The sequence below is a fragment of the Aeromonas sp. s7(2024) genome, from assembly GCF_040907825.1.
Classification (GTDB): Bacteria; Pseudomonadota; Gammaproteobacteria; order Enterobacterales; family Aeromonadaceae; genus Aeromonas; species Aeromonas veronii.
In genome coordinates this window covers 47,627-70,869 of record NZ_JBFOCM010000021.1, presented here as the reverse complement: position 1 = coordinate 70,869, position 23,243 = coordinate 47,627, and the positions used below count along the sequence as shown (strand labels likewise).

At 60.4% G+C, this 23,243-nt stretch carries 22 protein-coding genes; 4 read left to right on the top strand and 18 right to left on the bottom strand.

Translation table 11 applies throughout. The features are described 5' to 3' along the window. Positions 1 to 96: 96 nt before the first annotated feature. The gene (lysS, locus tag AB5Y73_RS08970) at positions 97 to 1,632 is read right to left on the bottom strand and encodes a lysine--tRNA ligase (RefSeq protein WP_005335201.1); all 1,536 of its coding nucleotides are present in this window, start codon (positions 1,630 to 1,632) and stop codon (positions 97 to 99) included. A 16-nt stretch (positions 1,633 to 1,648) separates the two neighbouring features. Continuing rightward, a protein-coding gene (gene prfB, locus AB5Y73_RS08965) for a peptide chain release factor 2 (RefSeq protein WP_100645262.1) occupies positions 1,649 to 2,747 on the bottom strand; the annotation gives its coding sequence in 2 pieces (ribosomal slippage) (positions 1,649 to 2,671 and positions 2,673 to 2,747; 1,098 coding nt in all). Between the two features lie 256 nt (positions 2,748 to 3,003). On the opposite strand from prfB, the gene AB5Y73_RS08960 reads away from it, so the two are divergent. Further along, complete coding sequence (locus tag AB5Y73_RS08960) at positions 3,004 to 4,875, top strand: methyl-accepting chemotaxis protein (protein ID WP_047438069.1); 1,872 nt, start codon at positions 3,004 to 3,006, stop codon at positions 4,873 to 4,875. Between the two features lie 224 nt (positions 4,876 to 5,099). On the opposite strand, the gene gltS is transcribed toward AB5Y73_RS08960, so the two are convergent. Continuing rightward, positions 5,100 to 6,299: a sodium/glutamate symporter gene (gene gltS, locus AB5Y73_RS08955; RefSeq protein WP_107683540.1), complete on the bottom strand. Its 1,200-nt coding sequence runs from the start codon at positions 6,297 to 6,299 to the stop codon at positions 5,100 to 5,102. Positions 6,300 to 6,745: 446 nt separating this feature from the next. On the opposite strand from gltS, the gene ansA reads away from it, so the two are divergent. Further along, positions 6,746 to 7,753: an asparaginase gene (ansA, locus tag AB5Y73_RS08950; protein WP_005335195.1), complete on the top strand. Its 1,008-nt coding sequence runs from the start codon at positions 6,746 to 6,748 to the stop codon at positions 7,751 to 7,753. Positions 7,754 to 7,888: 135 nt separating this feature from the next. On the opposite strand, the gene AB5Y73_RS08945 is transcribed toward ansA, so the two are convergent. Next, positions 7,889 to 8,182 (bottom strand): YeaC family protein, encoded by a 294-nt coding sequence (locus AB5Y73_RS08945; protein ID WP_005335194.1) that lies wholly within the window; start codon positions 8,180 to 8,182, stop codon positions 7,889 to 7,891. A gap of 63 nt (positions 8,183 to 8,245) precedes the next feature. Continuing rightward, a complete protein-coding gene (locus tag AB5Y73_RS08940) occupies positions 8,246 to 9,679 on the bottom strand; it encodes a glyceraldehyde-3-phosphate dehydrogenase (protein ID WP_107683541.1) in 1,434 nt (477 codons plus the stop codon). 211 nt (positions 9,680 to 9,890) lie between these two features. Here AB5Y73_RS08940 and AB5Y73_RS08935 point away from each other — a divergent pair, with 211 nt between their 5' ends. Together AB5Y73_RS08935 and AB5Y73_RS08930 are read left to right on the top strand one after the other, a co-directional pair. After that, a complete protein-coding gene (locus AB5Y73_RS08935; RefSeq protein WP_107683542.1) occupies positions 9,891 to 10,691 on the top strand; it encodes a DUF2989 domain-containing protein in 801 nt (266 codons plus the stop codon). A 7-nt stretch (positions 10,692 to 10,698) separates the two neighbouring features. Continuing rightward, positions 10,699 to 11,262 (top strand): NUDIX domain-containing protein, encoded by a 564-nt coding sequence (locus tag AB5Y73_RS08930; RefSeq protein ID WP_107683543.1) that lies wholly within the window; start codon positions 10,699 to 10,701, stop codon positions 11,260 to 11,262. Positions 11,263 to 11,366: 104 nt separating this feature from the next. Here AB5Y73_RS08930 and lipA read toward each other — a convergent pair whose 3' ends face one another. From lipA to lptE, 13 genes are all read right to left on the bottom strand, one after another. After that, positions 11,367 to 12,332, bottom strand: a complete 966-nt coding sequence (gene lipA / locus AB5Y73_RS08925) for a lipoyl synthase (RefSeq protein ID WP_005335190.1) — start codon at positions 12,330 to 12,332, stop codon at positions 11,367 to 11,369. After that, positions 12,329 to 13,006: a lipoyl(octanoyl) transferase LipB gene (gene lipB, locus AB5Y73_RS08920; RefSeq protein ID WP_040066806.1), complete on the bottom strand. Its 678-nt coding sequence runs from the start codon at positions 13,004 to 13,006 to the stop codon at positions 12,329 to 12,331. The genes lipA and lipB overlap by 4 nt, the downstream gene beginning before the upstream one ends. A gap of 62 nt (positions 13,007 to 13,068) precedes the next feature. Next, on the bottom strand, positions 13,069 to 13,332 hold the full coding sequence (ybeD, locus tag AB5Y73_RS08915; RefSeq protein WP_005335178.1) for a DUF493 family protein YbeD: 264 nt from the start codon (positions 13,330 to 13,332) through the stop codon (positions 13,069 to 13,071). A gap of 292 nt (positions 13,333 to 13,624) precedes the next feature. Further along, positions 13,625 to 14,821, bottom strand: coding sequence for a D-alanyl-D-alanine carboxypeptidase family protein (locus AB5Y73_RS08910; RefSeq protein ID WP_005335176.1), 1,197 nt, complete (start codon positions 14,819 to 14,821; stop codon positions 13,625 to 13,627). A gap of 186 nt (positions 14,822 to 15,007) precedes the next feature. Further along, complete coding sequence (locus tag AB5Y73_RS08905; RefSeq protein WP_181497114.1) at positions 15,008 to 15,988, bottom strand: septal ring lytic transglycosylase RlpA family protein; 981 nt, start codon at positions 15,986 to 15,988, stop codon at positions 15,008 to 15,010. After that, entirely contained in the window at positions 15,930 to 16,928 is a 999-nt protein-coding gene (gene mltB / locus AB5Y73_RS08900; protein ID WP_107683549.1) for a lytic murein transglycosylase B, read from the bottom strand. Before mltB ends, AB5Y73_RS08905 begins: the two co-directional genes overlap by 59 nt. Beyond that, positions 16,928 to 18,031: a rod shape-determining protein RodA gene (gene rodA / locus AB5Y73_RS08895; RefSeq protein ID WP_005335170.1), complete on the bottom strand. Its 1,104-nt coding sequence runs from the start codon at positions 18,029 to 18,031 to the stop codon at positions 16,928 to 16,930. The genes mltB and rodA overlap by 1 nt, the downstream gene beginning before the upstream one ends. After that, positions 18,024 to 19,946, bottom strand: a complete 1,923-nt coding sequence (gene mrdA, locus AB5Y73_RS08890; RefSeq protein ID WP_005335168.1) for a penicillin-binding protein 2 — start codon at positions 19,944 to 19,946, stop codon at positions 18,024 to 18,026. Before mrdA ends, rodA begins: the two co-directional genes overlap by 8 nt. A gap of 103 nt (positions 19,947 to 20,049) precedes the next feature. Further along, positions 20,050 to 20,517: a 23S rRNA (pseudouridine(1915)-N(3))-methyltransferase RlmH gene (rlmH, locus tag AB5Y73_RS08885; RefSeq protein ID WP_005335166.1), complete on the bottom strand. Its 468-nt coding sequence runs from the start codon at positions 20,515 to 20,517 to the stop codon at positions 20,050 to 20,052. A gap of 19 nt (positions 20,518 to 20,536) precedes the next feature. Continuing rightward, on the bottom strand, positions 20,537 to 20,878 hold the full coding sequence (rsfS, locus tag AB5Y73_RS08880; protein ID WP_005335165.1) for a ribosome silencing factor: 342 nt from the start codon (positions 20,876 to 20,878) through the stop codon (positions 20,537 to 20,539). 103 nt (positions 20,879 to 20,981) lie between these two features. Beyond that, entirely contained in the window at positions 20,982 to 21,632 is a 651-nt protein-coding gene (nadD, locus tag AB5Y73_RS08875) for a nicotinate-nucleotide adenylyltransferase (RefSeq protein ID WP_107683550.1), read from the bottom strand. Then, complete coding sequence (gene holA / locus AB5Y73_RS08870) at positions 21,626 to 22,663, bottom strand: DNA polymerase III subunit delta (protein ID WP_107683551.1); 1,038 nt, start codon at positions 22,661 to 22,663, stop codon at positions 21,626 to 21,628. The genes nadD and holA overlap by 7 nt, the downstream gene beginning before the upstream one ends. Continuing rightward, complete coding sequence (lptE, locus tag AB5Y73_RS08865) at positions 22,663 to 23,145, bottom strand: LPS assembly lipoprotein LptE (protein WP_005335160.1); 483 nt, start codon at positions 23,143 to 23,145, stop codon at positions 22,663 to 22,665. Before lptE ends, holA begins: the two co-directional genes overlap by 1 nt. Positions 23,146 to 23,243: the final 98 nt, after the last annotated feature.

The window sequence follows — 23,243 nt, the reverse complement described above, 5'->3', positions numbered from 1 at the left end:
TATAGGAGATAGAAAAACGCCCCGCAGTTGCGGGGCGTGTTTATTGGCTATCACGCTCGGGATTGACCCAAGGGATTTAGCTGACTTCTGTGGGCCTTATTTCTGCGGACGCAGGGCCGGGAACAGAATGACGTCACGGATGGTGTGGCTGTTGGTGAACAGCATCACCAGACGGTCGATACCGATACCCTGACCGGCAGTCGGCGGCAGGCCGTGCTCCAGCGCGGTGACGAAGTCAGCGTCGTAGAACATGGCTTCGTCGTCGCCAGCTTCTTTCTGATCAACCTGATCCTGGAAGCGCTTGGCCTGGTCTTCTGCATCGTTCAGCTCGGAGAAGCCGTTGGCCAGCTCGCGGCCACCGATGAAGAATTCGAAGCGGTCGGTTACGTCCGGGTTCACGTCGTTGCGGCGAGCCAACGGAGAAACGGCGGCCGGGTACTCGGTGATGAAGGTCGGTTGCAGCAGCATGTGCTCCACGGTCTCTTCGAAGATCGCGGTGATCACGTGGCCCAATTCCCATCCCTTCATCAGCTCGATGTGCAGACGCTTGGCAACGGCCTTGGCGCTCTCGAGGGTAGCCAGATCATCCAAGGTCACATCCGGATTGAACTTCAGGATGGACTCGACCATGGTGAGGCGCTGGAACGGCTGACCGAAATCGATGGTCAGACCCTCTTCGCCCTCTTTGGCGTAACGGATCTTGGTGTCGCCCAGAATGTCCTGCGCCAGGGTACGCAGCAGCTCTTCGGTCAGGTCCATCAGATCGATGTAGTCGGCGTAGGCCATGTAGAACTCGATCATGGTGAACTCGGGGTTGTGACGAACCGAGATACCTTCGTTACGGAAGTTGCGGTTGATCTCGTAGACACGCTCGAAACCACCGACCACCAGACGCTTCAGATAGAGCTCCGGAGCGATACGCAGGTACATGTCGATGTCCAGCGCATTGTGGTGAGTGACGAACGGACGTGCGGATGCACCACCCGGAATGACTTGCATCATCGGGGTTTCCACTTCCATGAAGCGCTTTTCGTTGAAGAACTTGCGGATACCGGCAACCACCTGGGTGCGGATCATGAAGGTCTTGCGGGACTCTTCGTTGGCGATCAGATCCAGGTAGCGCTGGCGGCAGCGAGCTTCCTGGTCGGTCAGGCCTTTGTGCTTCTCGGGCAGCGGACGCAGCGCCTTGGTCAGCAGGCGGATATCGGAAACGTGAACGGAGAGCTCACCGGTCTGGGTCTTGAACAGGGTACCTTCGACACCCACGATGTCGCCCAGATCCCACTTCTTGAACTGCTCGTTGTAGAAACCTTCCGGCAGGTCGTCACGGGTGACGTAGACCTGGATCTTGCCGGCCATGTCCTGCAGGGTGGCGAAAGAAGCCTTGCCCATGATCCGGCGGGTCATGATGCGACCGGCAATCTTCACCCGTTTACCCAGGCTCGTCAGCTCCTCGGCGCTTTTGTCGTCGAACTCTGCGTGCAGATCGCCAGAGAGGCTGTCGCGACGGAAGTCGTTGGGGAAAGGATTACCCTGGGCGCGCAGGGCGGCCAGCTTGGAACGACGCTCGGTCATCTCGTTGTTGAGTTCGAGAGTTTGGTCGACTTCCGGAGTGATGGTTTGTTCAGACATGGTGATTCCTGCTTGTTTACAGACCTGATTTCAGGCTGGCTTCGATAAACTTGTCCAAGTCACCGTCGAGCACCGATTGGGTATTACGGGTTTCGACGCCGGTGCGCAGATCCTTGATACGGGAGTCATCCAGCACATAGGAACGGATCTGGCTGCCCCAACCGATATCAGACTTGGTCTCTTCCAGGGCTTGTTTCTCAGCGTTCTGCTTCTGAATTTCCAGCTCGTAGAGCTTGGCTTTCAGCTGCTTCATACACTGGTCTTTGTTTTTGTGCTGGGAACGGTCGTTCTGGCACTGTACCACGACACCGGTCGGAACGTGGGTAATACGCACCGCGGATTCGGTTCGGTTAACGTGCTGACCACCGGCACCAGAGGCGCGGTAGACGTCGATCCGCAGATCCGCCGGATTGATCTCGATATCGATATCGTCGTCGATCTCGGGGTAGACGAACACAGAACAGAAGGAGGTGTGACGACGGCCACCGGAATCGAACGGGGACTTGCGAACCAGACGGTGTACGCCGGTTTCGGTACGCAGCCAGCCGAACGCATATTCGCCGGTGAACTTGATGGTGGCGGATTTGATACCAGCCACGTCGCCTTCGGAGCATTCAATCAGCTCGGGCTTGTAGCCGTGGGCATCGCCCCAGCGCAGGTACATGCGCAGTACCATGTTGGCCCAATCCTGTGCTTCGGTACCACCGGAGCCGGACTGGATGTCAATATAGCAGTCGGAGCCGTCGTGCTGACCGGAGAACATGCGGCGGAATTCGAGATCCACCAGCTTGGCTTCCAGCTGTTCGGATTCGGCGATGGCTTCGTTGAAGGTCTCTTCGTCTTCCCCTTCCACGGCCAAGCTCACCAGCATCTCGACGTCATCCACGCCTTGGGTCAGGGTGTCGATGGTGCCGACCACGTTTTCCAGCGCGACGCGCTCTTTGCCCAGCGCCTGTGCGCGCTCGGGCTCATTCCATACGTCCGGCTGTTCCAGCTCGGCGTTGACCTCTTCTAGACGCTCTTTCTTGGCGTCATAGTCAAAGGTACCCCCTAAGAAGCTCGGTCCGCTCAGACAGCTCCTTAAGTTTATTTAATACGGGATTAACTTCGAACATCGTGAAAACTCTCAGGGTCGATGTGATTTAAAAACGGGATATTCTAGCCAATTGTGGAAGGAATAAACAGGGTTGCCTTGGCTTGTGCGGCTCATGCCGTCAATTTCTGGTGCACTTTTCTCCACCTCGGTAGAAAATATCGCCCGCAGACCCATTTTCAGGTTCAGTTTTGGCCATTCGGGTCGCTAATGACTACGTGTAGTGTTGTGCAATTTAGGGAAAAACCCGCTCCTCACCTCAATAAGAAGAACACATGATGAAAAACCTGTCACTCAAGCAGAAGATACTGTTGTCAGTGGTGATCGCCCTTTCGTTGGTGATTTTGTTGCTCTCCTGGCAGAGCTATAGCAGCCAGAAGTCCCTGTTGCTGCAAGGCAGCCAGGAGCAGTTGCAACGGCTGGGTACCCAGCAGGCCGAGCGTGTCAGCGACTGGCTCGCCGCCCGTCGCGACGTGATCCAGGCGCTCGGCAACAAGGCCGGTGCCGAACCCCTCAATGCCTTGCAACAGGCACAAGTTTCCGGCCGTTTCCAGCTCACCTATTTCGGTGAGAGCAGCGGCAAGATGAATGACTCCGATCCCTCCATCAACCGCGATGGCTACGACCCGCGCTCCCGTGGCTGGTATCAGGAGGCGATGAGCAAAGGTGGCCTGATTGTCACCAAACCCTATCTCGACGTGGCTTACAACATCATGGTGGTGACCCTGGCCCAGCCGGTTTCTGGCGGGGTAGTCGGTGGTGACCTCTCCATCGCTTCGCTGGTGGAAGACGTGACCAAGATGCAGCTGCCTGCCGACGGTTTCGCCATCATGATGCACAAGGATGGCACCATCATCGCCTACAAGGATGCCGCCAAGGCGATGAAACCGGCCAGCGAGATCGACAACGATCTGACCAATGCGCTGATCGAGCAGAGCAAGTCGAGCAAGGATTTGGTACCAGCTTATTTTGACAGCGAAGGTCGCGACAAGCTGCTGTGGGCGGCTGATATCCCTGACACGGATTGGGAGCTGGTGCTGGTGCTGGACAAGGCCGCGCTGGAAGCGCCGCTCTCCTCCCTGCTGATGACCCAGCTGGGGATGGCGTTGCTGGTGCTGGTGGGCAGCATCCTCGCTATCTCCTGGCTGGTCAGCATGCTGCTTGGCCCGCTAACCAAGGTCTCCCAGGCACTGGCCCGCATTGCCGATGGTAACGGCGATCTGACCCAGCGCATCAAGATCGACGCCAACGACGAAGTGGGCCAACTGGCCAACAGCTTCAACCGTTTCGTCGGCAGCCAGCATCAGCTGATCGGTAATATCCGTCAGCTGGCCAACGAGTTGAACGCCGATGCCGAGCGCAGTCTGGTGACCAACCAGGCCGCGGTGGACGAGCTGCAGCGTCAGCAGCAGGAGGTGACCATGGTCGCCACTGCGGTCACCGAGATGGCGAGCGCCACCATGGAGATCGCCGGCAACGCCGAGAACACCGCCGCCGCTGCCCAGCAATCTGCCCAGAGCAGTGAGCAGGGCAAGATGCTGGTCAACAAGACCCGCCAGTCCATCAATGGTCTGGCCGAAGAGGTAGGGCAGGCGACCGAGGTGATCGGCGAGCTGAGCCGCCACGCGCAGGCGATCACCAGCATCCTCTCCACCATTCAGGGGATTGCCGAGCAGACCAACCTGCTGGCACTGAACGCAGCCATCGAAGCGGCTCGCGCCGGTGAGCAGGGTCGTGGTTTTGCGGTGGTCGCTGACGAGGTGCGGGTGCTGTCGCGCCGTACCCAGGACTCCACCCAGCAGATCCAGTCCACCATCGAGACCCTGCAACAGACCACTGCCCGTGCGGTGAGCCTGATGCAGACCAGTCAGGGGCTGGCGGACAACAGCGTGCAGGATGCGGATCAGGCGGTACGCGCGTTGGAAGAGATCACCAGCGCCATCTCCCTCATCTCCGACATGGCGGGCCAGATCGCCACCGCCGCCGAGGAGCAGACCCAGGTGACCGGCGAAATCACCCAGAACACCACCGCCATCAAGGATGTGAGTGACGAGATCACCGCATCTGCCATGCGCGATCTGGATCAGGCCCACAGCCTTAAAGGGCGTGCCGCTGACCTTAACCAGCAGGTGTCGACCTTTATCCTGTAAGGTGCACGTCCCGGTCTGTTCCGGCTGAGATAAACAAGCCCCGCTCTCTGTCGAGTGCGGGGCTTTTTGTTGTTCGGGGGATTCCGGGTAGTTCGGGTTGCTCACGGGTCACCCAGGTGGCGGATACGAGCCCCGGCTCTGCCTGCGTCAGCTGGCGAGTCGATAACAAACAAAGAGCCCACCGAAAGGTGGGCTCTGATCATATACGTCTGACGGAAAGGGAATTACAGGAATGGCATCGCCATAAACAGCTTGATCACCATGGTGTTGATGATGTCGATAAAGAAGGCGCCCACCATGGGCACCACCAGAAACGCCAGGTGGGAGGGTCCGAAGCGCTGGGTAATGGCTTGCATGTTGGCGATGGCTGTCGGGGTGGCCCCCAGGCCAAAGCCACAGTGACCCGCCGCCAGCACGGCTGCATCGTAATTTTTGCCCATCACCCGGAAGGTGACGAAGATGGCGTAGAGCGCCATCGCCACTGTCTGGGCGGCCAGCAGGATGAAGATGGGCAGTGCCAGGCTGGCCAGATCCCACAGTTTCAGGCTCATCAGTGCCATAGCGAGGAACAGCGACAGGCTGACGTTGCCCAGCAGGGAGACCTCGCGATCGCTCACCTCATGCCAGTTCAGCAGGGTCAGGACGTTGCGCAGCAGCACGCCGACAAACAGCACGCAGACAAAGATCGGCAGCTCGAAGGCGCCCCCTTTGAGCGAGGCGGAGAGCAGCTCGCCGCCCTTGAGGCTGATGGCGATCAGTGCCAGCGTTTCGATAACGCTGAAAGTGGTGAGGGGGCGCTCCATGTCGGGCATTTCGAAGCCCTGGGGGGCCTCATCCTGATTGTGCTCCTCACCGGGCACCTGCACTTTCTTCACCAGATAGCGAGCCACCGGGCCGCCGATCAGGCCGCCCAGCACCAGACCGAAGGTGGCACAGGCGATGGCGAGTTCGGCGGCGGATTGCACCCCGTATTTCTCGGAGAAGGTGGCACTCCAGGCCGCCCCGGTGCCGTGGCCGCCGGAGAGAGTGATGGAGCCGGCCAGCAGCCCCATGTGGGGATCCAGACCGAGCAGGGTCGCCAGACCGACACCCAGACTGTTCTGCACCAGCAGCAGGCCGGTGACCACCATCAGGAAGGTAACCACCGCCTTGCCGCCGCGTTTCAGGCTGGCGAGATCGGCGGAGAGACCGATGGAGGCGAAGAAGGCCAACATCAGCGGGGTTTGCAGGCTGGTATCAAATTGCAGCTCCATCTGCAGGGTGGAGCGCAGCAGCAGCAGTACCAGCGCGACCACCAGGCCGCCGGCTACCGGTTTGGGGATGTTGAAGGTACGCAGCAGCCCGACTCGGGTAACCAACACCCGGCCAAGCAGCAATACCAGAGTGGCAGCGACCAGCGTTGCGTAGGAATCAAGTTGTAACATTCAGTACTCCCATGTTGATTGGCTGTGTCTTTCATAGCAAAAGACTTACAGATTCAGCCGGGATGAAAACAGTGTGGCTTATGTGCCAGCAAAGAAGGGGAAACATCTCCCCGCCCCAGGAAAGATGGGGCTTGTGCGGGCCTGAAATGCTCAGGCATCCAGATGAGATTTTAGTAAAATCCGGCGGATTGTAGCAAAAAGCATCGTTTAATTCCATCTTTGTCGTATTAATGCTCGTTTTAGTGGTTTATTGTGACATTTAACACTATGTGGGTAGAGGGCAGAAAAGCCGAAAAGGGTGCATGGAACGGCTGTCATTTGGGGCGCCAGTCTCTATAATTCGCCGGTTTCCGCTGCATGCAGAGGCTCTGGCGGGCGTTGACATTGTGGTTCACCCCGACATGGTTCATGTTTTGGCGGTGTTCACTTCATCAAGAGGAGAGGGTGTGAAGAAGTCTATCTACATTGCCTACACAGGCGGCACCATTGGGATGCAGCGTTCCGACCACGGTTATGTACCGATGGCGGGCTTTATGGAAGACTGTCTGGCCCGGATGCCCGAGTTCCACCGCCCCGAGATGCCGGATTACCATATCCACGAATATGCGCCCCTCATCGACTCCTCCGACATGACCCCGGCGGATTGGCAGCGTATCGCCGAGGACATTCGAGACAACTACGAGAAATACGATGGCTTCGTGATCCTGCATGGCACCGACACCATGTCGTTCACCGCCTCGGCGCTCTCTTTCATGCTGGAAGATCTGCACAAGCCGGTCATCATCACCGGTTCCCAGATCCCGCTGGCCGAGTTGCGCTCCGACGGTCAGCAGAACCTGCTCAACGCCCTCTATATCGCGGCCAACTACCCGATCCACGAGGTGACGCTGTTCTTCAACAACCAGCTCTATCGCGGCAACCGCAGCAAGAAGGTGCACGCCGACGGCTTCCACGCCTTCGATTCGCCCAACTATCCGCCGCTGCTCAATGCCGGGATCGCCATCTCGCTGGAGGCGGGCGAGCTGGGCGTGCCGTCCGAGCGGCCGCTGGTGCTGCATGACATCACCCCCCAGCCGATCGGCGTGGTGACCCTCTATCCGGGGATCTCCAGCGAGGTGATCGCCAATATCCTGCAACAGCCGGTGAAGGCGCTGATCCTGCTCTCGTTCGGGGTCGGCAATGCGCCGCAGAACCCGGCCATGCTGGCACTGCTCTCCGAGGCCTCGGCCCGTGGCGTCATCATCGTCAACCTGAGCCAGTGCCTGCACGGCAAGGTCAATATGGGGGGTTATGCCACCGGCAACGCCCTGTCGCGGGCCGGGGTGATCTCGGGCTTTGACATGACCGCCGAAGCGGCGCTCACCAAGCTGCACTTCCTGCTGAGTCAGGACTTGCCATCCCACCGCATTCGCGAGTTGATGCAGCAGTCCCTGCGTGGGGAGCTGACTCCCTGATAACCCTCGCGGTAGGGTGCAATAAGCGCAGCGCATTGCACCGGTGACGAGGGGTGATAAGTTAGGAAAAAAGAGGGGAGCCATTATGGCTCCCCTCTCTGTTGTGGCCGCAGCGGGCGGCCTGCCGGGTAAGACTCAGTGGTTGAGGTCGACCCGCACTATCTCTTCCTCGTCGCGATACTGACGCTTTAGCTCGCTCTTGCTCTTCATCACGATCTCGCCGTCACGGCCGATGTTCATGTGCTCCGGGTTGTCGAGATGCATCGCCTGCCAGGCCATCACGGCTTGCAGGGAGGTGGCCTTCTGCTCGTCGGTGAGGGGCTTGCCATCGGGCCACTTGCCAAGCTCGACTGCGGTCTTGAGCCGCTCGTACACCTCTTCGGGCATCTGCCTGATTGCTTGTAAAAACTCACCCTGTTGAAACGACATCCGGCCTTCTCCTTGAACTATTGAGCCATAAACTTCGGGGTCAGCCCGGCAGCTCCTGGCGGGCTATGCCGGTAGATCCTGGCGGACTACGCCAGCCATCTGCTCCATCACCCGCACTACCTGACAACTGTACCCGAATTCGTTGTCATACCATACGTAGAGCACGCAGTGATCCCCCTCGGCGATGGTCGCCTGGGAGTCGACGATGCCCGCATAACGGGAACCCACCATATCGGAGGAGACCAGCTCAGTGCTGGCGCTGAAGTCGATCTGGCGATGGAGGGCCGAGCTTAGCGCCATCTGCTGCAGATAGGCGTTGAGGCTCTCCCGATCGGTGGCCTGCTCCAGCGACAGATTGATAATCGCCAGCGAGACGTTGGGGGTCGGCACCCGGATGGCGTTGCCGGTCAGCTTGCCCTTGAGCTCGGGCAGCGCCTTGGCCACCGCCTTGGCGGCGCCGGTGCTGGTCATCACCATGTTGAGGGCGGCGCTGCGACCGCGGCGCTCCCCCTTGTGATAGTTGTCGATGAGGTTCTGATCGTTGGTGTAGGAGTGGACCGTCTCCACGTGGCCGTGGCGGATGCCGTACTGCTCCTGCATCACCTTGAGCACCGGAGTGATGGCATTGGTGGTACAGGAGGCGGCGGAGATGATCCTGTCACCCGGGCCTATCACCTCATGGTTGACCCCGAACACCACGTTCTTCATCTCGCCCTTGCCGGGGGCGGTCAGCAGCACCTTGCCAGCACCGCGCGCCTTCAGGTGCTCGGAGAGAGCAGCTTCATCACGCCAGACGCCGGTGTTGTCGACGATCAGCGCATCGTGAATGCCGTAGGCGGTGTAGTCGATGTCGGCCGGGCTATTGGCGTAGATCACCTGAATGAAGGTGCCGTTGGCGATGATGGCGCTGCGCTCCACATCCACCTCGATGGAGCCATTGAAGGGACCGTGCACCGAGTCGCGGCGCAGCAGGCTGGCGCGTTTCTCCAGATCCCCGTCGCGACCACCGCGTACCACGATGGCGCGCAGACGCAGCGGATTGGCAGCGCCGGTGCGCTCGATCAGCAGGCGGGCCAGCAGGCGGCCGATGCGGCCAAAGCCGTAGAGCACCACGTCGGTCGGCTGCGGCATCTGGCTGCGGCCAAGGGCCGGAGCCAGTCGCGCTTGCAGATAGTCCTCGATCCCCGCCTCATCCTGATGATCCTGCCAGTAACCAACCGCCAGCTTGCCAAGGTCAACCTCGGCGGCGGTGGGTTTGAGGGCAACGATGGCCTGAAGCAGGGGGAAGCTTTGCTGGATGGGGAGGGGCGCGCCCTGGTGGCGGCGGACGACCCGGTGGGCCTTGAGGATATCGATGGTGGAGGCGTTTTGCAGCGGGCGGCCGTAGAGGGTGATCTCGACCCCTTGTTGTCGGTAGAGGCGACCAATCAAGGGCTGCATGGCTTCGGCGAGCTCCTGGCTCTCCTGCCACGCTTGCAAGTAGTGCTCGTGGGTCATTGACCAGATCCTTTATTTCACGTTGTTGGTGTAAATAGAAAATTCGTCGAATGCAGATCAGTGTAGGGGTGTATATTTCGTTATATTATTCTGCAATCGCGGCCTTATATGGCGCGCGCATTGTAATGGATATGTAACCGGTTTGCTAGCCGGAGGTGGCCCGTAAAGGCGCCAGTTGTTACCAACCCGCGTTACCAACAAGATGTGAACCATGGCCAATTTCCCCCTGCGACAGACCTTCATCATGCTTTCAGTCGGCCTTGCCGTGGCTGGCTGCAATGACGATCGGATCCACAATATCTGTGGCAATCATCCCGAGCTCTGCCAGGATCTGGTGGACGATGGCTGGTGTCGCTACGAGCGTACCGATGTGATCCGCAGTCGCTTCTATCTCAAGGAAGAGGGGACGGATCGGCGCAAGTACGAGCTGATGCGCAACCTTGAGCGCTATCTCAAGTGTGCCGAGCGCTCCACCAGCATTGAATACAAGAATGCCCGCGAGCAGAAGAGTCCACGGGTCGAGGGTATGCTGGCGGCCGGGGATCAGTTGGCTCAGCTCGATGCGGCGACCCGCAATTCGCAAGAGCCCTACCTGTTGCTCTGGCACTGGACCAACAACACCAACGAGTTGGCTCGTCAGCAGTTTATGGCGCTGGAAGGCACCAAGGCGCTGGATGAACCCGAGCTGCAACTGGCGCTCGGCGGTATCTACGCCAAGAGCGACCCCGAAAAGGCCATCGCCACCCTGCAGCACGGACTCTCCCTCTATCAGGAGGGAGATAAGGTGAACAGCCGCATATTCACCTCCCTCAGCACCCTCTATATGGGCCAGAAACAGTATGGGCTGGCCTATCTGTGGGGCAAGGTGAGCGAGTCGTTTCAGGATAGCCCCGAGGTCTCAGCCAAGCGTTTTGGCATCTACCACACCCTGAGCAAGACAGAGCAGGATGGTTACGATGTGCGGGCTGCCGAAATTGTCGAGCAGCTAAAGCATGGCAACTACCGGCCCTGATGCAGTGATGACGATGTTCTCCCCGGCCAGCTGCTGGCCCAATCCGTTCGATCTCTCTTTCGTTCATGGCGAGGTACGTACCGATGGCCGTACTCTGGAGCGCCTCACGGTGCGCGCCGTGGTGCCCCGTGGTGACGAGCTGCTGCTGGTGCACTCCCGGGTCAATGGCGATCTGATGTTCCCCGGGGGCGGCATTGAAGCGGGGGAGAGCCACCATGTGGCGCTCGCTCGCGAGCTGCTGGAGGAGTGCGGTGCCGAGCTGCGGGAAGTGGGGGGCCTGCTTGGCGAGACCCGTGAATATCGCGCCGCCCGCGAGCCGGGGTTTGATGCCTACTGTATCCGCTCGCTCTACTACTTGTGCCGGATTGGCGATCAGCTGGTGGCCCCGCAGCCGCAGCCCTACGAGATCCGCCTTGGCTTCGTGCCCGGCTGGTTTGCCCTCGACGAAGCGCTGCAAACCAACAAGACCCAGCTGGCGGGACCCTGTCCCCAGTGGACGGCGCGAGAGACCCGGGTGCTGGCCCAGCTGCAACGCTGGCATCAGCAGGGGATCTTCGACCAAGGCTACTGAGTACATCAAGCTGCAACTGTCAGTGATACCAACAAAAAGAGCGCCAATAGGCGCTCTTTTTTATTGTGAGGGTGGCGGTTACTTGGCCACTCTGTCGTGCGAGATCATTTGACCTCTTCGCCCTTGGCTTGCAGATCAGCATGGTAGGAAGAGCGAACGAAAGGACCGCAGGCGGCGTGGGTAAAGCCCAACTCCATGGCGACATCTTTCAGCTCGTCAAACTCTGCTGGCGGCACGTAGCGTTTCACCGGCAGGTGGTGGCGGCTCGGCTGCAGATACTGACCCAGGGTCAGCATGTTGACGCCGTGGGCGCGGAGATCCTTGAGCACCTCGACGATCTCTTCGTTGGTCTCGCCAAGGCCCATCATCAGACCGGATTTGGTCGGTACGTGGGGGTGCATCTCCTTGATGCGGCGCAGCAGCTCCAGCGACCACTTGTAGTCGGCACCCGGGCGGGCAACGCGATACATGCGCGGTGCGGTTTCCAGGTTGTGGTTGAAGACGTCCGGCGGGGTCTCGCGGAACACCTCAAGGGCCTGCTCCATTCGGCCACGGAAATCCGGAGTCAGGATCTCGATGCGGGTCTGCGGGCTGTGCTCGCGGATCTCGCGGATGCAGTCGGCGAAGTGCTGGGCACCGCCGTCGCGCAGATCGTCGCGGTCCACCGAGGTGATCACCACATACTTGAGGTTCATCTCCTTGATGGTCAGCGCCAGCTTCTTCGGCTCTTCCGGATCGAGTGCCAGCGGGCGGCCGTGGGCCACGTCGCAGAAGGGGCAACGGCGGGTGCAGATGGCGCCCATGATCATGAAGGTGGCGGTGCCGTGGTTGAAACACTCCGCCAGATTGGGGCAGGAGGCCTCTTCACAGACCGAGTGCAGCTTGTTCTTGCGCAAGGTGCTCTTGATGTGTTCGATCTTCTGGCTGGAGGGGGGCAGTTTGATCCGCATCCAGTCCGGCTTGCGAAGGAGTTCTTCGTTGGGATCCGGCATGAATTTCACCGGGATCAGGGCCATCTTGTCGCCATCGCGCAGCTTGACGCCCGGCTCCATACGAACGGGTTTGCTCATGATTCACTCTCGGTGTTTGTTATTGTTTGATAGCCAATCAGGCGAGCCAGCTCGGCCACCAGAATGGATTGCGCCTCGGCCACGCTCTGCGGGCCGCCCAAGGCGCTGGTCTGGGTCATGGCCATGCCCGCATAGCCGCACGGATTGATGTGCAGGAAGGGGGTCATGTCCATGTTGATGTTGAGGGCCAGCCCGTGGAACGAGCACCCCTTGCGGATGCGCAGCCCCAGCGAGGCCAGTTTTGCCTCCATGCCAAGGTCATTTTTCACATAGACCCCGGGGGCATCGGCCTTGGCATAAGCCTGGATATCGCTTTTGGCGAGGGTATTGATGATGGCTGTCTCCAGCGCGGTCACCAGCTCGCGAACCGAGAATTTGCAGCGGCGGACATCCACCAGTACGTAGAGCACCAGCTGGCCCGGGCCGTGATAGGTCACCTGACCGCCGCGATCGCTCTGCACCACCGGGATATTGCCCGGATTGAGCAGGTGTTCGGCCTTGCCGGCCTGGCCCTGGGTGTAGACGGGATCGTGCTCGACCACCCAGAACTCGTCCGGGGTGTCGCTGGTGCGGTTGTCGGTGAAGGCTTTCATGGCGTCCCATACCGGCTGGTAGGGGCGGCGACCCAGCTGCCTGACAATCAGGCTGGACTGGGCGGGGATCTGGGATGACATGGCGTCCTCGCGGCGTGCTGCGGCCAAAAACAGTCGCCCCGCAGAACGGGGCGAGAGAGAAATTACAGTACGTATTTCACCAGCTCGATCTTGCCAAGGGCGTGGTACATCGCTTCGATGTGCTCTTTGCTCTGGGCAGTCACGGTCACGCGGACCGAGTGGTAGTTGCCCTTGGAGCTGGGCTGGACTGTCGGGCTGTAGGTGCCGGGGGCGTGCTGCTGCAGCACTTCAACCACCATTTCCGGCAGTGCCGGGTCGGCAACGCCGAGTACCTTGAACGGGAATTTGCAGGGAAACTCCAGCAGTTCATCAAACTTGGTATTCATTTACTCACCTTTTGCGTCATCACCGGGATGACTTCATCTTGGATGGCTAGTGGCCGATGGCCCGTGGAGGCCGCCATTTCAAGTCTATATGGGCACGGCTCATAACTATATGGGCGCTGCCCGGACCGGGATCAAGGCCAGGATCGGTCAGACAAGGATGGAAGTGCTGCTTTTTACCACAAATCAGGGTAAGGCGGAACCTGCAGTTTACAGGGTTATTCACTGCCTTTGTCCGTCACAGACAGCAGCGGCGCCTGTTGGCGCCGCTGTTTGGTGAGGATTGTGCGTTGGATTACTTGAACCAGCTGGTGACCAGCAGTACCAGATAGTCCCACAGACGGCTCATCAAGCCACCTTCCTGCACCTCTTCCAGGGCAACCAGCGGCACCTGCTTGATCTCTTTGTCGCCCTGCTTCAGGAACACGGTACCGACGCGCTGACCCTTGGCCAGCGGCGCTTTCAGTTCGCTGTCGAGCTGGAAGTCAGCCTTCAGGTTGTTGCCCTGACCGCGGGTGACCAGCACGGAGACATCTTTGTCGACGCCCAGTTTCACTTCCGGTTTGTCGCCCATCCAGATCTTCTGGGTGACCAGCTCGGTGCCTGCCTTGTACGGGGTCAGGCTCTGGAAGAAGCGAAAGCCGTAGGTGAGCAGTTTTTTGCTCTCGGCGGCGCGAGAGGCTTCGCTGCTGGCGCCCAGTACCACGGCGATCAGGCGCATGCCTTCGTTGTTGGTGGCAGAGGAGACCAGGTTATAGCCGACCTGGCTGACGTGGCCGGTCTTGATGCCATCCACCTGCAGGGATTGATCCCACAGCAGACGGTTGCGGTTGTGCTGGGTGATGCCGTTGAACACAAAGGATTTCTGGGAGTAGATCTTGTACTCCTCCGGCAGGTCGCGGATCAGCGCCTGACCCAGACGGGCCATATCGTGAGCGGTACTGTAGTGACCTTCCGCATCCAGACCGTGCGGGTTCATGAAGTGGCTGTCGTTCATGCCGAGCTTGGCGGCCCAGCTGTTCATCAGGCTGGCGAAGGAGTCGGTGCTGCCCGCCAGGAATTCGGCCATGGCGACGCAGGCATCGTTGCCGGACTGGATGATGATGCCCTTGTTGAGATCATCGACGGAGACCTGCTTGCCCACCTCGATAAACATCTTGGAGGAGTCAGAGTAGTTCTTGGACCAGGCGTTCTGGCTGATGGTCACCATGTCGGTGCGCTTGATGTTCCCCTTCAGCAGCTCCTGGCCGATGATGTAGGAGGTCATCATCTTGGTCAGACTGGCGGGCGGCAGACGCTCTTCGGCGTTCTGCTCGGCCAGCACCTGACCGGAGTAGTAGTCGATCAGAATATGGGCCTTGGCGGAGATCTCCGGCGCGGCGGGAACCACCATGGGCATGGCATTCGGGGTCGGTGTCGGCACCGGCGTATTGGCCTGGGCGGTTACGCTGATCAGTGAGGCCAGAAGAACTGAACGGGCAAATTTGGACATCTTGAAATTCCTGCGAGCCAGATGGGGATAAAATGCGGGCCTAACTATACCAGATGCGCCCGCAGGTTATAGCCCGAGATGGCGATCAGAACTGGTTTTTTATCCATCACTCCCTGTCATCACGCCATAAAACGACGTGATGACAGTGAGTAAGCGGTTAGTCACATCCGCGGCAAAGTGGGGCGCTCAGGGCACGATAAAGGCCTGTTCCAGCCCGCCCTGACGTACTTTTTCCAGCACACTTGCCTGCTGGTCGGCGGCGACCGGGCCAATCAGCACCCGGAAAATGGCGCCATGAGCATCGATCCGGTAAGGCACGCCGTAACGCTGGGTCATCACCTTGCCCATCGCCTCGGCCCGATCCCGGGAGCCGCTGGCCAGTACCTGGATCATCTTGCCATCCCCACTGCTGGCGGGCGCTGCGGCCTTGGCAGGCGCTGGCTTGACAGGTGCCGCTTTGGCGGGCTTGGCGGCGGGTGCCTTGACAGGAGCTGGTTCGGCGGCGGGAGTGGCCATCGCCAGCGCGGTCGGTTCACCCAGGAAGCCATCTTGCGACAGTGTGCTGGAGGCCGCAGCTGGGGTGGTCGGAGTCATTTCGATGGGCTTCATTGGCTCCATGATTACCATCTGATCCGGGGTGTCGCTGATCAGTTCCAGCCGTACTCGGGCCTCACCGCTATCGACCATCTCCAGCTGCTTGGCCGCTGCGTAGGAGAGGTCGATCAGGCGCGGGCTATTGAACGGGCCGCGATCGTTGACCCGCACTATGGTCTCCAGCCCGTTGTCCAGATTGGTGACCCGCACATAGCTCGGGATGGGCAGGTTGCGGTGAGCGGCACTGAACAGCTTGCTGTCCAGCACATCGCCGTTGGCGGTCTTCTGGCCGTCCAGATCCGGCGACAACCAGCTGGCGGTGCCCTCTTCGCTGTAGTGTTTGATGTCGCGCCACACCTCGTGCTTCTGCTTGCCGATCCAGTAGTCCCGGTTGCCGCTGGCACTCAGGGGCTCGGGGCGCGGAATGGCGCCGGTGGCTTGCGGGATCTCGATAACGGGTGGCTTGCTGACCGGTGCTTGCGGCTCGACGGGGGCGCTCTGTTCCGGCTGGCTGCTACAGGCGGCCAGCAACAAGCTCAGGCTGAGCGGGAGGAGTTTGTGACGAAGATGCATACGCTTCCTGAATGGCTTGGCTAAGTTGATACACCGCCATCGCATAGAGTGGGCTGCGATTGTAACGGGTGATCACATAAAAGTTATGCCGTGCGACCCAGTATTCCGGTCCATCGGCTTGGGCAAACGCCAGCAACTTGACCGGCGTCTGTGGGGCCAGCGGCGTGGCGAGCTCAATCCCTGCCGCCGCCAGTTCTGACCACTGTTGTGTTAACTCGGGCTCAGGCCTGAGTAGAGGTTCGACTGCCATCAACCCGATCTGGGCCGGTTCCACCACGGATTCGCCCCAGCGCCACTGGTGGCTGGCAAAATAGTTGGCCACGCTGCCGATGGCATCGACCGGGTTGGCAAACAGATCGCGCTTGCCATCCCCGTCAAAGTCGACGGCATAGTGGCGATAGCTGGAGGGCATGAACTGCCCCATTCCCATGGCGCCGGCATAGGAGCCCTTGAGGGTATCGAGTTGCCACCCTTCCTCTTTGGCCAGCACCACCAGCTGGGCAAACTCCTTGGCAAAGAAGTCGGCCCGCTCGGGGTAGTGAAACCCCAGGGTGTAGAGGCTATCGAGCACCGGATGACGGCCCATCTGGCGACCATAGAAGGTCTCGACCCCTATGATGGCCACGATGAGCGAGGCGGGCACCCGATAGGTCTGCTCGGCTCGCGCCAGCGTGGCGGCATGCTGTTGCCAGAACAGCTGGCCGTCACGGATCCGATCCGGGGTAACGAACAGCGGCCGGTAGCGATGCCAGGGTTTGGCTTCCCACGGCTTGCTGATGGTGTCGAGCACCTCCTGCCGTAACTGGGCGCGGGCGACGGCAGCCTGCAATTCCGCCAGCGGCACCTGCTGCTGGTCGGCGAGCAGGGCCAACCGATCCGGCGCCACGGCGGCGGTCGCCATCGTGGTGGCGAGCGAGAGCAGCAATCCGGCCCGTTTCATCAGGCGAGCAGTCTTCTATGAGTCTGGATGGACATCAGGATACCAAAGCCGGCCATCAGGGTCACCATGGAGGTGCCGCCATAGCTCACCAGCGGCAGGGGTACCCCCACCACCGGCAAGATGCCGCTCACCATGCCCATGTTGACGAACACATAGACGAAGAAGGTGAGGGTGATGGCACCGCCCAGCAGCCGCTCGAAGCTGTTCTGGGCCTGCATCGAGATAAACAGGCAGCGGCTGATGACGTAGAGGTAGAGCACCAGCAGCAGGGCAACCCCCACCAGACCGAACTCTTCGCTGAATACCGCGAAGATGAAGTCAGTATGTCGCTCGGGCAGGAATTCCAGCTGGGACTGGGTCCCTTGCAGCCACCCCTTGCCGAAGACGCCGCCGGAGCCGATGGCAATCTTGGACTGGATGATGTGGTAGCCGCGGCCGAGCGGGTCTTTCTCCGGGTCGAGCAGCATCAGCACCCGCTGGCGCTGGTAGTCGTGCATCAGGAAGAACCAGAGTACCGGCATAAAGGCCAGCATCAGCAGGACCGCCAAGCCGATCAGCCACCAGCTGAGCCCCGCCAGGAAGATGACGAAGAAGCCGGAGGCGGCCACCAGAATGGAGGTGCCAAGGTCAGGCTGGGCGGCGATCAGCAGGGTGGGCAGCAGCACCATGATGAGGGCGATCACCACATGGCTGAACTTGGGGGGCAGCGAGTGGCGACTGAGCCAGGCGGCCACCATGATGGGCATGGAGAGCTTCATCACCTCGGAGGGCTGGAACTTCATAAAGCCCAGATCGAGCCAGCGCTGGGCCCCCTTGCCGATGTGGCCGAACACGTCCACCGCAATCAGCATCAGCACCACCACGGCGAACAGCGGCACCGACCAGCGGGCGTAGAGGGAGGGGGGCAGCTGGGCCAGGCCGATCATCAGGGCAAAGGCGAGACCGCCGCGCACCAGCTGGCGCACGATGGAGTCCATATCCTGACCGGAGGCGGAGTAGAGCACCACCATGGAGAGGGTCATCACGGCCAGCAGACCGAGCAGCAGGGGCAAGTCGATATGCAGCTTGTACCAGATGCTCTGCTGGCGGGCAGAATTACTCATTGGGAGCGACCTCACTCGGTTGGGACGGCTTTTCCGGTGCCGGTGGCAGTTGCGGATCAGGGGGCAGCAGATAGGCATCCAGCATCTGGCGTGCAATGGGCGATGCAGCTCGACCACCACCACCTCCGATGGAGTTTTCCAGTACCAGAGCTACCACCGCTTTGGGTGCCTCGAAGGGGGCATAAGCAACGAACAAAGCGTTATCGCGATGCTCCGCCTTGACCGTCTTGATGTTGTAAACCTGATTTTCCTTCAAACCGACTACCTGGGCTGTGCCCGATTTGCCGCCTGAGGAGTAAGGCGCCTTGGCAAACGAGTGACGGCCACTGCCTTCACTGCCATGGTTGACTCGCCACATCCCATCCTGCGCCACTTTCCAGAAGCTGTCGTTCTTGAGCTTGAGGGCGATATTGGGGTTGATGGGGGCATCGACCACCCCCGCCTGGGAGGCTGTGCTCTTGAGCAGGTGCGGGGTGACGTCGTGACCATTCTGGGTCAGGATGCTGATCGCCTTGGCCAGTTGGAGCGGGGTGGCGCTCCAGTAGCCCTGACCGATACCGACAGAGATGGTGTCACCCTGATACCAGGGCTGGCGCCAACGGGCCATCTTCCAGTCACGGGACGGCATGACTCCTTTGGTCTCTTCATAAAGATCGACCCCGGTGTACTGACCGAAGCCGAACTTGGTCATATAGCTGTGGATCTTGTCGATGCCGACCCGATAGGCGAGATCGTAGAAGTAGGTATCTGCCGAGACCTCGATGGCGCGATAGACGTCGAGCCAGCCATGACCCCAGCGGCGCCAGTCGCGAAACTTCTTGGTGGTACCGGGAATGGAGAAGCTCGGGCCGCCGAAATAGCGGTAGCCCGGGGTGATGGCCCCCTCGTTGAGACCCATGATGGACATCATGGGCTTGACGGTAGAGGCAGGGGCATAAATGCCCTGGGTGGTGCGGTTGACCAGCGGCCGCGCCGGATCGTTGAGCAGCGCCGAGTAGTTGGCGCTGGAGATACCGGTCACGAACAGGTTGGGGTCATAGCTCGGGCTCGACTCCAGGGCCAGGATGGCGCCGGTTTTCGGGTCCATCATCACGATGGCACCGCGCTGGCCAGCCAGCAGTTGCTGGGCCTTGAGCTGCATCCGGACGTCGATATTGAGGTAGATATCCTTGCCCGGAATAGGTGGCTGGAACTTGAGGGTGCGGACAATCCGGCCGCGGTTGTTCACCTCGACCTCCTGATAGCCCGCCACGCCGTGCAGCTCATCCTCGTAATACTTCTCAACCCCCTGCTTGCCGATATCCTTGGTGGCCGCATAGTTGGCGAGTTTTTCTTCCTTCTCTAGGCGCTCCACGTCACGGGTATTGATCTTGGCCACATAGCCCAAAGCGTGGGTGAGGGTGTCACCAAACGGGTAGTAGCGTTTGAGGTAGGCCTCGATGCTGGCGCCCGGGTAGTTATGCTGGTTGACCGAGAAGAGGGCCACCTGATATTCGGTCAGCTTCTCGTAGAGGGCGACCGGCTTGAAGCGGCGCTGGCGCTTCACTTCGGCGAGGAACTTCTCCTTGGTGCCCTCCGGCAGACCCAGCAGGGTGATCAGCTGGTCGGCGGTTTTTTCGAGATCCTTGGTCTCTTCCGGCACAATTTCCAGACTGTAGACCGGGCGATTTTCTGCCAACAGCACACCGTTGGTGTCATAGATGAGGCCCCGTGGCGGCGCCACCGGTACCACGCGGATACGGTTGGAGTTGGAGCGAGTCTGGTAGGTGTCGTAGGACTCGACCTGCAGATAATAGAGATTGCCCAGCAGCACCAGCATCAGCACGACGATGCCGATGTAGGCTACCAGGGTGCGCCGGAAGAACAGATTGCCCTCGGCACTGTGATCGCGCATTTCGATGCGTTGTTTCAGCATGCCTTTACCTCAAGACCCTTGGGGGCAATAAGAGCAGGAACTGCATTGTTCACTCTCTGTGATAGGGGTGAATATGAGCGGTGAGACTCCAGAGACGCATGGCTCACTCTCTATGATACGGATGATTGGTGGTGATGCTCCAGGCCCGATAGAGGCTCTCGGCCACCAGCACCCGCACCAGCGGATGGGGCAGGGTGAGCGGTGACAGTGACCAGCTCTGTTCGGCGGCAGCCTTGCACTCGGGGGACAAGCCTTCCGGCCCGCCTACCAGCAGCGCGACATCGCGGCCATCGAGTTTCCAAGCCTCCAGCTGGGTAGCCAGCTGCTCCGTGGTCCAGGGCTTGCCCGGAATGTCGAGGGTGACGATGCGCGAGCGCCCCGCAGCCGCCAGCATGGCTTCCCCTTCCTTCTGCAGGATGCGCGGAATGTCGGCATTTTTGCCCCGTTTGCCTGCGCCGATCTCGACGAGTTCAAACGGCATGTCTTTGGGGAAGCGGCGACGATACTCTTCGAAGCCATGCTCTACCCAGGCGGGCATCTTGGTGCCCACCGCAATCAACTGGATCTTCATGGTCGTTACACTTGTGCTCTTATTGCGTATTCATTTGAGCGGCACCGCTCCACAGCTTTTCCAGTTGGTAGAAGTCACGGTGTTCATCCTGCATCACATGCACGATCACCGAGCCCATATCTACCAGCACCCATTCACCGCTCAGTTGCCCTTCCACGCTCAGCAGATCCAGACCCGCGTGGCGGGCTTCGCTGGCCAGATGGTGGGCAATGGCGCTGACGTGACGACTGGAGTTGCCGGAACAGATGATCATGGTGTCAGTAATGCTGGATTTGCCGCGTACATCGAGGGTGATGATGTCGCGGCCTTTCATGTCATCGATCTTGTCGATGATAAAGGCATGCAATTCTTGGCCTTGCAATGAGTCTCTCCTGTATTCCGGCGCGCAGCGTTTGCGTCAGGGCGGCGGATTATATCATGGTCACTCCCGTTTCCCATCGGGTGGGGCGGGATTACGACAGGGGCTAGCGGCGGTTGGCGCGGTAGAGCCCCTGTTGATCAATATAGTGCGCAACCGACTCGGGCAAGAGGTAGCGGGTGTCTTGCCCCGCATCCAGCAAGGCCCGCAGTCGGGTGGCTGACAGTTCGATGGGCTGGTTGTCCGCCAGCCAGATATGACCGGCCAGACGCTGATGCAGCGCGTTGGCATCCGTGGTGTGATGGCGCGCCAGCAGCTGCGCCACCTCGGTCGGATAATCCGGTTGCCAGCCCGGCCGCACGCTCACCACCAGATGGGCATGGTCGAGCAGCTCCTGCCAGCGGTGCCAGCTTGGCAGGCTCAGCAGGGAATCCATCCCCATCAGAAAACAGAGCGGCGTATCGGGCAGTTCACGACGCAGCTCGATCAGGGTATCGATGGTGTAAGAGGGCTTGTCCCGTCTCAGCTCCCGCTCATCCACCACAAAGTGGTGGTTCTCCGCTGCCGCCAGCTTGACCATGGCGAGGCGCTGTTCGCTGGAGCAGAACGGATTGGCACGGTGGGGCGGGATATGGTTCGGGATCAGCCGTACTTCGGCCAGACCTATCGCATCGCGCGCCTCGATGGCGGGGCGCAAATGGCCGATATGGATGGGGTCGAAGGTGCCGCCAAGCAAACCGACAGGCGCCTTCAGCACGGGCTGCTCTCCATCACCAGCGGCAGCGGGGTGCCATCACGAAAGCCGAGGGCAATGGTCTGCAGCATCAGCCAGGCCTGTTCGGTATCGAAGCGGCGCTGGGCGTCGTCCAGCTGGGCCATCAGCTGCCACAGTTGCTGCAACTTGGCAAACGGCAGGCGGGTCAGTGCTTGCTGAATGAGCTGCTGGCGGCTCTGCCAGATGCGCAGGCGGCTGAAGTGCTCACCCAGCGGCTGGCCGTTGCGCATCGCCAACGACAGCTCGGTCAGCTGCTCCAGCTCGCGGCAAAGGGTCCAGGCCAGCATGCCCGGCTCGGTGCCTTCGGCCCGCAGGGCGGCCAGAATGCGCTGGGCCCGGTTCACCTTGCCCTCCAGCAGGGTATCGACCAGCTGGAACGGGGTGAAGTGGGCGTGGCGGATAATGGTCTCTTGCAGATAGGCGACGCTGATGGGCTGGGGCGGCGAGAGCAGGGTCAGCTTCTCGATCTCCTGACTGGCGGCCAGCAGGTTGCCCTCGTAGGAGTGGCACATGAAGTTGATGGCATCCGGCAGCGCCTTGAGGCCGAAACGCGCAAAACGGGCGCTCATCCAGCGCGGGAAGAACTTGGGCTCCGGATGGTTGACCGGCACATAGGTGCCAATCTGGTAGAGCTTGTCGAACCAGGCTGCCTTCATCTGGGTCTGGTTGAGGCGACCGCCACTCAGCACCAGCAGCAGGTCGGGATGAAGCTGCTTGCCAATTTCGCTGATGCGGGCAGCGAGATCCTTGTCCACCTTGGCGGGCAGCTCCAGTTCGATGATCTGACGGGCGGAGAAGAGGCTCATGGCCTGACAGGCATCGTAGACCTGATTCCAGTCCAGCCCCTGTTCCACCACGAAGGTGTGGCGCTCATCGAAACCCTGCTTGCGGGCGATCTGACGGATGGCGTCGATGGCCTCCAGTCGCAGCAGGGGCTCGTCGCCAAAAACGAGATAGCAGGGCCGAAGCCCTGCTTTGAGGTGGTCACCAAATTGTTCCGGGTAAATCCGCATCAGAAGCTGACCTGACTCAACTGCCGGATCACCTGATTGGCCGCCTGCTCCTGCATTTCGCGGTTGAGCTGCTCCTGCTCACGGGAGGAGGCGAGCGCTGCATCCGGCTTGTTGAGGAAGCTGCGGTTGAAGTTGATGGGGAAGACCTGAGTCGGCTTGCCCGGTACCGAGATGGTGAACTGGGTACCAAAGCCCAGCACATATTCGGTGTCCGTCCCCAGCGCGTTGACCGAGGCGACCTGACTGGTGCTGCCTACACCGCCCAGAGTGAGCACCGGAATGCCCTCCTTGTCGGCCAGCGTCACGCCAGAGGCCTTCAGACGGGTGGTAACCATCCGGTAGAAGTCGCTCTTGTTGTCGCCCACGACCTTCATGGTCATCAGCTCGCTCGGAATGCCGTTGCCGCGCATGTGAAAGCCGCAGCCTTGCAGCAGCAGACCAGCCAGCACGATGGCCATCCAGCGGGTGAAGATGGTGCCCATAGAAAATCCTCTTTGCATTAAGGGAAAGCGGCGGGCGCAGGGCCCGCCGTTATCATCCGTTTGCTGTCACAGATTGGCAATGATCAGTTGGCAACCAA

Bases quoted from the DNA above. Each gene is read 5' to 3' on its own strand.
- gltS (WP_107683540.1), bottom strand. From the start codon at position 6,299: ATGTTACAACTTGATTCCTACGCAACGCTGGTCGCTGCCACTCTGGTA.
- holA (WP_107683551.1), bottom strand. From the start codon at position 22,663: ATGCGGATTTACCCGGAACAATTTGGTGACCACCTCAAAGCAGGGCTT.
- AB5Y73_RS08910 (WP_005335176.1), bottom strand. From the start codon at position 14,821: ATGTCCAAATTTGCCCGTTCAGTTCTTCTGGCCTCACTGATCAGCGTA.
- lipA (WP_005335190.1), bottom strand. From the start codon at position 12,332: ATGAGCAAACCCGTTCGTATGGAGCCGGGCGTCAAGCTGCGCGATGGC.
- AB5Y73_RS08945 (WP_005335194.1), bottom strand. From the start codon at position 8,182: ATGTCGTTTCAACAGGGTGAGTTTTTACAAGCAATCAGGCAGATGCCC.
- AB5Y73_RS08905 (WP_181497114.1), bottom strand. From the start codon at position 15,988: ATGCATCTTCGTCACAAACTCCTCCCGCTCAGCCTGAGCTTGTTGCTG.
- ybeD (WP_005335178.1), bottom strand. From the start codon at position 13,332: ATGAATACCAAGTTTGATGAACTGCTGGAGTTTCCCTGCAAATTCCCG.
- AB5Y73_RS08960 (WP_047438069.1), top strand. From the start codon at position 3,004: ATGAAAAACCTGTCACTCAAGCAGAAGATACTGTTGTCAGTGGTGATC.
- lipB (WP_040066806.1), bottom strand. From the start codon at position 13,006: ATGTCATCCCAGATCCCCGCCCAGTCCAGCCTGATTGTCAGGCAGCTG.
- AB5Y73_RS08940 (WP_107683541.1), bottom strand. From the start codon at position 9,679: ATGACCCACGAGCACTACTTGCAAGCGTGGCAGGAGAGCCAGGAGCTC.
- AB5Y73_RS08935 (WP_107683542.1), top strand. From the start codon at position 9,891: ATGGCCAATTTCCCCCTGCGACAGACCTTCATCATGCTTTCAGTCGGC.
- lysS (WP_005335201.1), bottom strand. From the start codon at position 1,632: ATGTCTGAACAAACCATCACTCCGGAAGTCGACCAAACTCTCGAACTC.
- mltB (WP_107683549.1), bottom strand. From the start codon at position 16,928: ATGAAACGGGCCGGATTGCTGCTCTCGCTCGCCACCACGATGGCGACC.
- mrdA (WP_005335168.1), bottom strand. From the start codon at position 19,946: ATGCTGAAACAACGCATCGAAATGCGCGATCACAGTGCCGAGGGCAAT.
- lptE (WP_005335160.1), bottom strand. From the start codon at position 23,145: ATGGGCACCATCTTCACCCGCTGGATGGCCATCGTGCTGGCTGGTCTG.
- rlmH (WP_005335166.1), bottom strand. From the start codon at position 20,517: ATGAAGATCCAGTTGATTGCGGTGGGCACCAAGATGCCCGCCTGGGTA.
- rodA (WP_005335170.1), bottom strand. From the start codon at position 18,031: ATGAGTAATTCTGCCCGCCAGCAGAGCATCTGGTACAAGCTGCATATC.
- AB5Y73_RS08930 (WP_107683543.1), top strand. From the start codon at position 10,699: ATGACGATGTTCTCCCCGGCCAGCTGCTGGCCCAATCCGTTCGATCTC.